This is a genomic window from Acidobacteriota bacterium, from assembly GCA_035529075.1.
GTDB lineage: Bacteria > Zixibacteria > MSB-5A5 > GN15 > FEB-12 > DATKXK01.
In genome coordinates this window covers 133,382-145,081 of record DATKXK010000010.1, presented here as the reverse complement: position 1 = coordinate 145,081, position 11,700 = coordinate 133,382, and the positions used below count along the sequence as shown (strand labels likewise).

At 59.6% G+C, this 11,700-nt stretch carries 8 protein-coding genes; all 8 read right to left on the bottom strand.

Annotation, left to right across the window (positions count from 1 at the left end):
• Positions 1-5 precede the first annotated feature (5 nt).
• The 8 genes from VMY05_03870 to pheT all read right to left on the bottom strand — a co-directional run bounded on the left by VMY05_03870 (position 6) and on the right by pheT (position 11,699).
• Positions 6-1,832, bottom strand: a complete 1,827-nt coding sequence (locus VMY05_03870) for a PorV/PorQ family protein (protein ID HUV30215.1) — start codon at positions 1,830-1,832, stop codon at positions 6-8.
• Entirely contained in the window at positions 1,829-4,648 is a 2,820-nt protein-coding gene (locus VMY05_03865) for a hypothetical protein (protein ID HUV30214.1), read from the bottom strand. The genes VMY05_03870 and VMY05_03865 overlap by 4 nt, the downstream gene beginning before the upstream one ends.
• 483 nt (positions 4,649-5,131) lie before the next feature.
• Positions 5,132-6,022: a tetrahydrofolate dehydrogenase/cyclohydrolase catalytic domain-containing protein gene (locus VMY05_03860; protein ID HUV30213.1), complete on the bottom strand. Its 891-nt coding sequence runs from the start codon at positions 6,020-6,022 to the stop codon at positions 5,132-5,134.
• A 14-nt stretch (positions 6,023-6,036) separates the two neighbouring features.
• Complete coding sequence (locus VMY05_03855; protein HUV30212.1) at positions 6,037-6,861, bottom strand: TIGR00282 family metallophosphoesterase; 825 nt, start codon at positions 6,859-6,861, stop codon at positions 6,037-6,039.
• A gap of 137 nt (positions 6,862-6,998) precedes the next feature.
• Entirely contained in the window at positions 6,999-8,564 is a 1,566-nt protein-coding gene (rny, locus tag VMY05_03850; GenBank protein ID HUV30211.1) for a ribonuclease Y, read from the bottom strand.
• A 94-nt stretch (positions 8,565-8,658) separates the two neighbouring features.
• Positions 8,659-8,952: a cell division protein ZapA gene (locus tag VMY05_03845; GenBank protein ID HUV30210.1), complete on the bottom strand. Its 294-nt coding sequence runs from the start codon at positions 8,950-8,952 to the stop codon at positions 8,659-8,661.
• 117 nt (positions 8,953-9,069) lie between these two features.
• The gene (locus VMY05_03840; protein HUV30209.1) at positions 9,070-9,312 is read right to left on the bottom strand and encodes a hypothetical protein; all 243 of its coding nucleotides are present in this window, start codon (positions 9,310-9,312) and stop codon (positions 9,070-9,072) included.
• Positions 9,313-9,314: 2 nt separating this feature from the next.
• Positions 9,315-11,699: a phenylalanine--tRNA ligase subunit beta gene (gene pheT / locus VMY05_03835; GenBank protein HUV30208.1), complete on the bottom strand. Its 2,385-nt coding sequence runs from the start codon at positions 11,697-11,699 to the stop codon at positions 9,315-9,317.
• Between the last annotated feature and the right edge of the window lies 1 nt (position 11,700).

Here is an 11,700-nt window from a genome sequence, read left to right as displayed (position 1 = left end):
GCAGGCTATTCGGTCTCTAGGCGCAGCCGGGCTTGTTCGATATTGCTCAGCGTGTTAGGCTCGTCGGGATATATCTCGAGCACTCTCTGCCATTCGTCTATGGCTTTCTGGTATTCGCTGTTGCGCATGTACCGCAGGCCGTTCAGATAGTGCTGCCAGGCCACGGGGTCCTTCTGCAGGTCAACCGGTGCGACCGGCTCCTTTTCTTCGGTGACGGCCTTCTCGATCTTGTTCAGGTACTCAAGCGCAACGGGCTCCTCGGGCCGTATTCTCAGAACCGCCTCGAACCGCCGCCGAGCTTCGGCCGTGCGACCTTTCTCAAAAAGATCGATACCCAGGTTAAGCTGCTGCGGGATATCCAGACTTGCCAGGGCTGTCTGACGGGCGTCCATCACCTCCTGGTTGCCGGGGTCGAGTTCGAGCACCCGGTTATAGGTTTCGATGGCTGCAACGATCCGTCCGTCTTCGACGGCAGCGCGAGCGCTGTCAAGCCGGGTTTCGATTTCGGCCTCCCTGCCCTGTTCGACCAGGCGTTTCAACCACAGGGCCTGGGCATTGTTCGGCTCGGTGTCGAATATCAGGTCGAGCAGATCGAGGGCCGCCGAGTAGAATCCGCGTGCGTAAAGCAGTTGCGCGCGCGCATAGAAGTTCCGCATGTACTGCTGCAGGTCCTCTTCAGCGTCGCGCAGCTTGCCCTCCCGTTCAACCTGGAGGCGCAGGGCCTGCTCGATGGCCGGAATGCTGGAGGCCACCTCTTCGTCGGTGCTGTCAAGCTCGTAGCATCGCCGATAAAACGCCAGGGCCGAGTCCAGTTTGAACTGGCGGAAGTAGCGGTTGGCCGTCTCTTTCAAATGCAGCAGGACGCGCTGCTCTTCGGTGAGCGGGGGCGGTGCGGGCACGGTGAGCCGGGCGTTGGCGGCCTGCTCGGACAGCGATTCACCCAGCAGGATTGACATCGACACGTGGTGGGTGTTGTCGATGTAGTCAAGGAGTTTGTACGCGTAGTCGAAGCGCAACCGCCCGGTGCTCAGGCCGACGCCGAACGTCAGGTTGTCCCGATCATATCCGAAACGGAGCGCAAGGGCACGACGGAATTCAACCTCACCCCCGGCATGGACTTTCCAGTCACGATCCTCGAATTTCTCGAGGTCCAGCGCGAGGCTGACGGCCGTCCGGTCGAAAAGGGTCACATCTGCCAGCGAGATCCCTCCCGCCACCGATCCGGGTGTCTCCTCCACGACGCCGTTCAGTTCGAGGTCGGCGGGAACGATGTCCCGGGCTATTACCCCGAGAGAAAGATGTTTCCAGATTGTCGAACGCAGGCCGACATCGAGGCCAAGACCGAAGTCAGACAGGTTATCCAGCGACTGGTTGACGATCTTCAGGCTCAGCCCGATCCCGAACGGCCGGCCGAAATGGTGGCCGTACGAAAGAATGAACTGCCAGTGCGAATAGCTGAACTCTCCGCGACTGGCATAGTTCTCGCGTCGCGTGATCTCGCCGGTGCCGACCCGCATATAACCCACTCCGACGCCGTTGCCGGGCGACATTGGAAACACCCACGACGCGACGTTGTATATCGTTCCCTCGAAAAGCGCAGAGTGCATCAGGGAAATTTCCTGGTAATCGAGATAAGCCAGCCCGGCCGGGTTGTAATAGACGGCCGTAGCGTCGCTGGTCAAAGACGTGAAGCCCGCTCCCATGCCTACCGATCTGGCCCCCGCACCCAGCGAGAACGGTGTTTCCCGACCGGCATCGGAAGCCGCCGCCGCCTGGAACACCCACAGGGCAAGCATACCGGAGAACAGGAATATCAGTATCCGCCGAGTCATTTCACCACCGCAACCTTCAGCAGGGCTTCATCGCCGGACTTAACGATTCGCAAAAGAGCGATATACACGCCGTTGAGCACGAAGTCACCGGAGCCGTTGCGGCCGTCCCAGCCCAAGGGCACCAGCCGACCCGAGGGCAGAAATCCCTCGGGGTACACCAGCGAGACGACTTCTTCGCCGGTAAGAGTGAAAATGCGAAGTTCGACGGCGCTGGGCTCCGGCAGAAAGAACTGGAACTCGGCCGGTTCCACCAGCGGGTTGAACGGATTGTCCTTGATGGTGAAGGAACCCCGGGCGGAGCGGCTCGCCACCGGGGTGAACGTCTCGGCCAGCGCACTGGTATCACCGGTGCCAGACGCAACGGCAACCGCCTGTCCGCTCTGCGGTCCCGAGATGAAAACGGCCCTGATCTGGCTAACATCAAGATTCAGCCGGAACTCCCCGGAGGCGCCTTCACCAAGCGAGCCGAAAAAACTCAGCACTCTCTGATCTCCGGGATCAAGGAGGAAGTCATCAAAAGTCAGGTACAGCCTGTCCACGGCTGAGGACGACGATGACAGGCGCAGGCCGTTCTCGAAGAAGCCGCTCTCCGTCACGTTGAGCACGGAGGTCACCTCCAGGGGTTGGTTGCGGGGCCCGGTGAACCGGAGGCCGACCGTGTCCAGCCGGATCGTGTCGACGTCCGAATCGGCCCGGTTGGTCAGGGACAGCCTGAAGAGTTCGCGGGTTTCGCCGGGCAGCAGAAGATTGGACAACTGGACCTGCGACTCCACTAACAGGTGGGCGTCCAGGGAAGCCACCGTGATCCTGACTTCAAAGGAGGTGGTGTCGATCTCGGCCGGCAGGCTGTCATTCAGGTCAATCGGGAGATCCATCAACTCAAAGGAGAGCACGAGGGTTGTATCAAAAGTGGGCGCAAAGAACGTGAGACTGTACGGAACGCCGACCCGGATGGTATCCGTCAACGGGTCCTCGACGCCGAGGTCCACGCCGCCCGTCGTCAGCCGGAATACTCCGGGCGACACGGCCGCCTCTCCCGCGTTGGCGAGATTGATCACCATGCCAAAACTGCTTCCACGACCCACGTAGCCCGTCTCGCCGCCGGGGAGGGTTCTGGAGAGTTGAAGTCTGGCCGGCTCCTGTATGGTTACGGTAGCGATGTTGTCAACCGGCGGCAGGACATCGAACCCGTCCGGGATTATTCTCACCTCAAAGACCTCAGCCGGATTGGACTCGGGGCCGGCGACCACATCGATGAACGTCTCGACCGTCTGGTGAGCGTCTATCGGACCGATGACGTGCACCGGTTCAAACGATGACTCACCGTCGCTCGTCATCTGGATCGGCAGGGAATCCACCGTCACCCCCGAAGAGTTTTCAATCCGGCACCTGATGCTGAACTCCTGCAGCGTGTTGACCTTTGGGCGATTCGGCGCGATCGTAAACACCTCCCGCACCTGCACTTGTGGCAACTCCTCGACCAGTACCGTTTCGCCGCTGAAATCCGAGGTAAACGGCAGGTAATTGGCGGACCCCGAAAGCCGATAGCCCAGCGATGCTGACAGGCTCAGACTTTGACCCAGCTGTTCAGACGGGATGAAAACGCTGTCAGTTGACACCGTGTTGACGCCGGGCGAAAGCATTTGCCCGGGAATGTCAAGCCCGGCGGTCGTGGAGAAGCCGCTGCCTGTAACAGTGAAGCTGTCGCCGGACGGCTCTATCTCAAGCGGCAGGGCATCCTCAAGCAGGAGGTCAAAGCTGAAGGCGACCTTGGCGCCAGCGCTCACGGACAGCGGTGAAAACGTACCTTCCACGTACGACAGCGCAGCCGGCGGCAGAATGAACAGCGAATCGGGATATCGCAGGTCGAGTGTGTACACGCTGCCACTGGATATGAGATAGAAATCCAGCCGCACCATGTACGACCCGGGGATCAGGCCGGCGGCCGCGTCCACCAGGGCGGTCAGGCCCTCATAGAAGACGGTGTCGCCCTGGATGCGCTCAGGAACCGGCCCACCGTCATAAATGGTGGCCAGCGGCGGCTGCGTGGTGTCACCGTACAAACGGATAAGGGCGACCGAGGTATCGATCACGCCGGAAAACCCGGAGCCGACCACCTGGAAAGAAACGTCAAACGCCTCACCGGCATAGACGGAGTCGGGCACGAACGAGCCTTCGGCAAACTCCAGCACGGCGGGAAGCTGAACGGTTACCGGGACAAGAAGGGTATCAGACGTCGCGTATATGGAATCGGAGATCTGGTACTCGCTGGTGAGTTCGAGAATCAGAGTGTCAGGACCACCGCCCAGGTTTTCGGTCGGAAGATCGATAACGACGGTGTCAATGGCCCCGTTGGCTTTCGGTGAAATAAAAGACTTCACCGAGCCGCCGCCCGAACGGAAGAAGGACCTCAGGCTGGGTGACGGCTGGGCGACGAGATCTCCCAGGTTCTGCACCAATACCTGGATGGTCGTCAACAGGTTCGCGTAGATGGTGTCTATCGGTTCGCCCAGGGCATCGAACGCGCTCAGTACGTCATAGCCGCTGAACACCACGAGGACTTCAGTAGACGAGACGGCACCACTGACGGCGGTAATCCCCACCTGACCGGTCGTGCCCTGGTAGCGCACAGCCGCAGGCAGGAAATCGATCACACCGGCATTGAAGAGAGCCGGATCATCCAGAATATCCGGGATAAGTTGTCCGGAACTGGCTACAAGCTGGATAGGGTTAGCCGCAAGATCATAATCCGTAACCGGATTGCTGTTTTCATCGAAGAGGAAAACTTGTGCCGAGATCACCCAGGGTTTGTCCACAACCTGCCGGGGGGATATGGACAGGACGATCTGAGCAAGCTCAGCAGCGTCCGAGTTGCCGGCGGGGGCAAACGAACCGGCAGGACCCGACGAATCCAGGGTCCCCTTGCCAGAGTCTGGGGGAACTGACGCCGCGCGCACGCTCGTCGCGAAAGCGAGAACTATGAGGAGTCCGGCCAGGGGTCTCACGATACATTTTGACGGTCAAAGAGGCCAATAAACACGTATTTACCCGATCTTAAGCGAGCAAAGAACATGCCCTCCAAGTCACTGTAATTCATATGAATAGGGAAAAATGTTCCGACCGCGAGGCTGGCGGTTTCGTTGTCTAACCACCAGTGCTAAAGGTACTTATTGATCGAGGGAGGTAGTCGTACCGTCCACGTTCCAGATTATCCCGGTGAGTAGCAACGAATTCAGCCAAAAGATGTGGGTGTGACTGTGTAACCTCTTGCGCATAAGGAGCAACGGGACTACCACCCCTTACGGGGCGCAGCCGCACAAGTGCTCAGCGGCAGTCACCGTATTGGCCGCAAGCATGGCGATAGTCATTGGTCCTACGCCGCCCGGAACCGGCGTGATGTACGAGGCTTTTTCCCGGCAGGCTTCAAAGTCGACGTCCCCGGTCACTCGATACCCTTTAGCCGCTCCAGCGTCCGGAACGCGGTTTTGACCGACGTCGATCACAACCGCTCCCGGTTTCACCATGTCGGCCGAGACGGTTCCGGGCCGGCCCACGGCCGCGATGAGGATATCGGCGCGGCGCGTGATCTCGGGAAGATTCCGTGACTGTGAGTGGGCTACCGTGACGGTGGCGTTACCCATGGCCGCCTTCTGCAGCAGGAGCGCCGCGACGGGCTTGCCGACGATGTTGGACCGGCCGACTATCACGACCTCCTTGCCCGCCGGGTCGATCCCGTAATGCTCCAGGAGCTTGATGATGCCGTGAGGCGTGCACGGCAAGAGATGCGGCTTACCAATGAGAAGCATGCCGACGTTTTGTGGATGGAAGGCATCGACGTCCTTGTCAGGCCTGATGGCCAGCGTGACGGCCAGTTCGTCTATATGCGGCGGCAGCGGTGACTGGACGAGGATGCCGTGTATGAGTTCGTTTTCGTTCAGTTCGGCGACGATGTCGAGCAATTCACCCTGCGAGAGATCGCCCGGCTTGCGAATAACCAGCGAGTGCAGGTTCAGCTTGCCGCACGCTTTGACTTTGCTGTTGACGTAGGTGACGGAAGCCGGGTCGTCCCCCACCAGCACTGCGGCCAGGCCCGGCGTCACACCCCGGCCCGCCAACCGAGAGATTCTCGATTGAAGACCTTCCTTCACGGCGGCGGCCACAAGCTTACCGTCGATGAGTTGCGCGGCCATATGATCCTGCTCTTTCAGTCGACATCGGTCGCATCACCGGTTTGAAACCGGGTAATGTCGAAGTCCTGGGAGAATCGCTCGATGCTGACGGCGTGCCCCGACACCGGATCCACCTGCAGTACGACACCCGTCATCCTGACATCACCCGTGGCAGTCGAAAAGCGCTTTGGCATCCCGGTCAGAAAGCGCCCCAGCGACGGTCCCTTGTCCATGCCTATGATGGAATCGTGGGCGCCCGTCATTCCGGCGTCGGTGATGTAGGCGGTGCCGCGGTCACTTATCCGTTCGTCCGCCGTGGCGACGTGCGTGTGAGTCCCGATAACGGCCGACACCCTGCCGTCCAGATAATGCACCAGCGCCTGTTTCTCGGAGGTGGCTTCGGCGTGGAAGTCGACCACGATTATTTTGACGTCGCCCATCCGCTCCAGCAAACGATCGGCGGTCCGGAACGGGCATTCGATGGGCGCCATGTAGGTGCGGCCCATCAGGCTGACCACGCCGACCGGGTGGCTGCCGTCCGTGTCGACGCAAACTCCGCGTCCCGGCGCGCCGTCCGGGTAGTTTGCCGGGCGCAACAGCTTCGGCGTCTGCTGAATGTACTCGAGGATCTGCACCCGGTCCCAGATGTGATTGCCCGACGTTTGCACGTCCACCCCGTAGGTGAATATCTTGCCGGACATTTCGGGGGTGATGCCGAACCCACCGGCGGCGTTTTCTATATTGGCGATAACGTAGTCCGCCGAGAATTTCTCACGCAGGGGGCGCGCCAGGTGCGCCGCCGCCTGACGGCCCGGTCTCCCGCAGATGTCCGCGATAAACAGGATTGTGAATGGCGACATGCTTCAGCTCTCTAAAGCGGGCAGGCATGGATGAGACGAATCCCCGCTGTTATCCGCCTCGACCGTTGAAACAAACCCAGCCGGAGGGTACCACATCTCCGGTCGCTTATCAACGTCAAAATATCGTGATCCGTTCCCTACCGCGCATATTCGGTCGAACGCGTTTCCCTGATGACGGTCACCTTGATCTGCCCGGGATACTGCATTTCACTCTCGATTTTGGCGGCGATGTCCGAGGCCAGCACGGAACTGGACAAATCATCTATCATCGCGTTCTCGACTATGACGCGGATCTCCCGGCCAGCCTGAATGGCGTATGCCTTGGAAACGCCTTTGAAGCTGTCGGCGAGTTCCTCAAGCTGGCGGAGCCGTTTAATGTACGCTTCGAGCGGCTCCCGCCGGGCGCCCGGTCGCGAACCGGAAACGGCATCGGAGGTCTGCACGAGAACCGGGTAGGGGCTGAGCATCGGCACGTCGCCGTGGTGAGCCTCGGTGGCATTGACGACGATCTCATGCTCCTTGCAGCGGCGAAGGAAATCGGCGCCGATCTGCGTGTGCGTTCCCTCGGTCTCCCGGTCAATGGCCTTGCCGATGTCGTGCAGGAGGCCGCAGCGCTTGGCCAGCACGGCGTCCAGCTCCAGCTCGGCCGCCATGAGGCCGCACAGCATCGCCACCTCCTTGGAGTGGGCCAGCACGTTCTGTCCGTACGACGTCCGATAGTGAAGCTTCCCCAGCACTCTGACGCAGTCGAGGTGAAGTCCGTGAACGCCGAGCTCAAAGCACGCCTGTTCGCCGGCCTCGCGGATAATTACATCCATCTCCTTCTTGGTTTTCTCCACCACGTCCTCAATCCGGGTAGGGTGAATACGCCCGTCGGAGACCAGCTTCTCCAGGGCCATGCGCGCGATCTCCCGGCGCACGGGATCATAGCCGGACAGGATCACCGCCTCCGGCGTGTCATCGACTATGACGTCGATGCCGGTGCACGTTTCAAAAGCCCGGATGTTCCTGCCTTCGCGTCCGATAATCCGCCCTTTCATCTCGTCACCGGGCAGGTTGACAACCGACACCGTCGATTCGACCGTATGGTCGGCGGCACAACGATAGATGGCGGACAGGATAACCTCCTTGGATTCCTTCTCGGCGTCCCGTTCGGCCTTGTCACGAATCTCCTTGATAAAGGCGGCCGCCTCCCGTTTGGCCTCCTCCACCATGTTGTCCATGAGCAGCTTTTTGGCCTCTTCGGGCGTCATCTGCGCGATCTTCTGAAGTCTTTCATTCTGCCTGGCGATAATATCCTGCAGCTCCCTCTCACGCAGCCCGATGCCCTTTTCACGGGCGGACAGGGTACTCTCGCGCCCCGAGAGTTCCAGGACCTTGCCCTCGATGAAGTCCGCTTTTTTCTGTAGGTTGGCCTCTTTATCCTCGAGTCGTTTGGCGAGCTTGTCGAGTTCCAGGCGCCTGGAAGTCATCTCCTGGTCGAACTTGGCCTTGATCTTAAGGAAATCCTCCCGGGCTTCCAGGGCGGCTTCTTTCTTGCGGATTTCAGCTTCCTTGGTGGCTTCACTGATAATCCGCCGCGCCTCCTCGCCCGCACTATGGACTTTCTTACGCCCCAACCGCCGGGATACGCTCCAGGTGATGAAGTAGACAAGCGCGCCGGCAACGACGCCCACGGCTACAGGAACAATCAGGCTGTCCATATAGTCCTCCCGCCCGGCATGCCAGGGCCGGGCGCATACAATCTATTCATTGAGATATGGAGACGGGAAACTTCAGGTCAGTCAGGCAAGCAGTTCAATCAGCGTTCGACGGGTCACCGTCAATCGCACCGTCCAGACGCGCCAGCAGGCGATCCAGCCCGACGGATTGTTGCTCCTCAAACTGCGACACGTCTTCGGACTTCTCAAGGAGTTCCGAGGCGATCGACATGGCGGCCAGAATGGCCACCTTGTCTCGCGCCTGGAAGCGGCTCCGTGTGGCCACATCCCTCATCCTTGAATCCACGTAGTCGGCAACCTTGGAGATATATGCAACGTCATTGCTCGCTGCAATCGGGTAATTTTCCCCGAGTATTTTTACGGTAACCATGTTTTCTACGGCAAAATCAGTCATTAAGCGCCCCGAGAGCTGACTGATACCTGTGTTCCTATCTCACTATCGCTTAAGACGTTATACACACTTCTTTAAGTTGTGTCAAGAAAAAAATCACAGGCCGATGGTCTCAAACTCCTTGATGCGGTCAAGAACGGCCATAAGTTTGGACTTGACGACGTCCGCCTGATCCGCCTGAGACAACTTGAATTCCTCAAAACTCTGTCTCATCCGGTTCAGTTCGCTCCCTAAGTCCCTGTTCTCTTCGCGGATAGCGGTCCGCTCGCGGCGCAGTTCCTCCAACTGCGCCAGCACCGCTTCGACTTTCTCTTCCAGCAAAGCGAACTTTCCCGACATTGTTATTTTTCCCTTATTTCTGCGTTGAAGTCACGCTTGAGCATATCTATGATATTTTGTTGCAAGCCATCAACTTCCTGACTTGACAACGACCGCTCGCTGGATCGATAACTGATCGAGACGCCGACCGATTTCTTCCCCTGCTCAATCTGCCGGCCGACGTAAACATCGAAAACGTCAATCGCATCAGCCAATTGGCCGGCGGTGGCGGCAATACGATCCAGCATATCACCCACCCGCGTCGTCACATCGACCACTATGGCAAGATCACGAGGAGCCGCCGGGTAGACCGGCAAAGGTTCAAACTCGGCCTTGTCCCGGCACAGTGCAATTAAATCAGAAATCGACAGTTCCGCAAGGTACAAGGGCTGTTTTATGTCGAATTTTCGCGCCACTGCCTCGGACACTTTGCCGACCGGACCGGCTCCAACCGAGCCAACTTTCAACTCAAACGAGATGTCCTCGTCCAGGTAGGGAACCGAACGGCTTTCGAAGGCCGTCCCGGGCCAGCGGAAGTGGGAGGCAAGACGACCTATGGCCCCGGCGACGTCATAGAAGTCCAGCGGCCGGGGTTCTTCACGCCACAGGGCCGGCGTTTGGCCGGTGACCAGCAGAAGCAGTCGGTCTTCCTCGCGCCATTGACCGGACGCATCGGGAGGAAAGTATGCCCGGCCGATTTCAAAGAGGCGAAGATCCATGTTCCGGTGCGCATGATTGTGCTTTACGGCCGCCAGCCCACTGAGCGCCAGGCAGTTTCGCACAATGTCGAGGTCTTCCGAGATGGGGTTGACTATTTTCAACTGCGGCAAGGCAGGATCAAGCAGGGCCGCCTCCCTGCTGCCGGCCAGGCCGTGCCCGACAATTTCCTCAAACCCGCCGGCCGTCAGAATCCGCCGGACTTCGTCCGCAAAGAGATCTTCCCCGTGCAGCGGGGTGAACAAGGGACCGAGATTCTCCACGGCGTCCGGAATGCTGTCATACCCCTGGATCCTGGCCACTTCTTCGATAAGATCAACTTCCCGGCTCACGTCGTGGCGGAAAGTCGGCACCGTGACCTTCATCGGATCGCCGTCTTCCACCGTAAATTCAAGGTCGGTGAAAATCTGCTTCATGCGCTCCACGGGGTAGTTTGTTCTCAGAACGGTGTTGCACCGTTCGGGTCGGAAGGTGATCACCCGGGGCTCGATCGGCGTCGGATAGCAGTCCACGAGGCCGTCAAGCACTTCGCCGCCGCACAGTTCCTGAAACAGGCCGGCCACACGTGCCGAGGCGTGCGGCAGGTTGTTGGGATCGACGCCTTTCTCAAAACGCGTCGAGGCCTCGGATACGAAACCCAACTCTTTGCGGCCTCGGCGTATCACTTTGGGATCGAAATACGCCACTTCCAGCAGGATATTGGTGGTCGACTCGGAGACTTCGGACTCAAGCCCGCCCATCACGCCGGCCGCGGCCATGGCTTTCTTTCCGTCGGTGATAAGCAGCACCTCCGGCGAGAGCGCGTGTTCCTTGCCGTCGAGAGTGACCAGCTTTTCGCCCTTGCCGGCACGGCGAACCAGGACCTCGTTGGAACCGAACCGGTCCAGGTCAAACGAATGAATGGGATTGCCGGTCTCGAGCATCACAAGGTTGGTGATATCCACGACGTTCGAGATCGGCCTCAGCCCGGCCGTCAGCAGTCGCTTCTGTACCCACCACGGAGAGGGGCCGATCTTCACGTTTCGAATAACGCGAGCCGTGAAACGCGGACATGCCTCCGGATCTGCAATCGTCACCTTGATGACGTCGGATGTCTTCTCGCGGGATGGTTTCAACTCAGGAATCGGATAGCGCACCCTGACCGACGCCAGTGCAGCCAGGTCGCGTGCGATGCCTGTCGCCGACATGGAGTCGGCCCGGTTGGGCGTCAACTCGAAATCGAGAATATAGTCGTCGAAATCAAGCTGGTCGGCCAGCGGTGTTCCCGGGATGGTCCGGCTTTGCAGCACCATGATTCCCGAGTGGTCGTCCGAGATGCCCAGCTCCGCTTCAGAACAGATCATGCCCCGAGACAGGACCCCGCGGATCCTGGCGTCTTTGATCTCGATGCCGCCGGCGAGCCTGGCCCCGGCCAGCGCCACGGGTACTTTCTGACCCACCGCGACATTGGGAGCACCGCATATGACGTCCCACGTTTCGCCGCCGATATCAACCGTGACCTTCCTGATCTTGTCGGCCCCGGGGACGGGTTCGACGGCCAGGACCTCTCCGACTACGACCTTGTCCAGATGCCGCGCGGTGGAAATGATGTCTTCGCAGGCCGTGCCGCACATGGTGAGCCGTTCGGCCACCGTCTTGACCGGCCAGTCGACACCGGCCAGTTCCGTGAGCCAGCGGTAAGAGACTTTCATG

Bases quoted from the DNA above. Each gene is read 5' to 3' on its own strand.
- VMY05_03870 (HUV30215.1), bottom strand. From the start codon at position 1,832: ATGACTCGGCGGATACTGATATTCCTGTTCTCCGGTATGCTTGCCCTG.
- VMY05_03860 (HUV30213.1), bottom strand. From the start codon at position 6,022: ATGGCCGCGCAACTCATCGACGGTAAGCTTGTGGCCGCCGCCGTGAAG.
- VMY05_03855 (HUV30212.1), bottom strand. From the start codon at position 6,861: ATGTCGCCATTCACAATCCTGTTTATCGCGGACATCTGCGGGAGACCG.
- rny (HUV30211.1), bottom strand. From the start codon at position 8,564: ATGGACAGCCTGATTGTTCCTGTAGCCGTGGGCGTCGTTGCCGGCGCG.
- VMY05_03845 (HUV30210.1), bottom strand. From the start codon at position 8,952: ATGGTTACCGTAAAAATACTCGGGGAAAATTACCCGATTGCAGCGAGC.
- VMY05_03840 (HUV30209.1), bottom strand. From the start codon at position 9,312: ATGTCGGGAAAGTTCGCTTTGCTGGAAGAGAAAGTCGAAGCGGTGCTG.
- pheT (HUV30208.1), bottom strand. From the start codon at position 11,699: ATGAAAGTCTCTTACCGCTGGCTCACGGAACTGGCCGGTGTCGACTGG.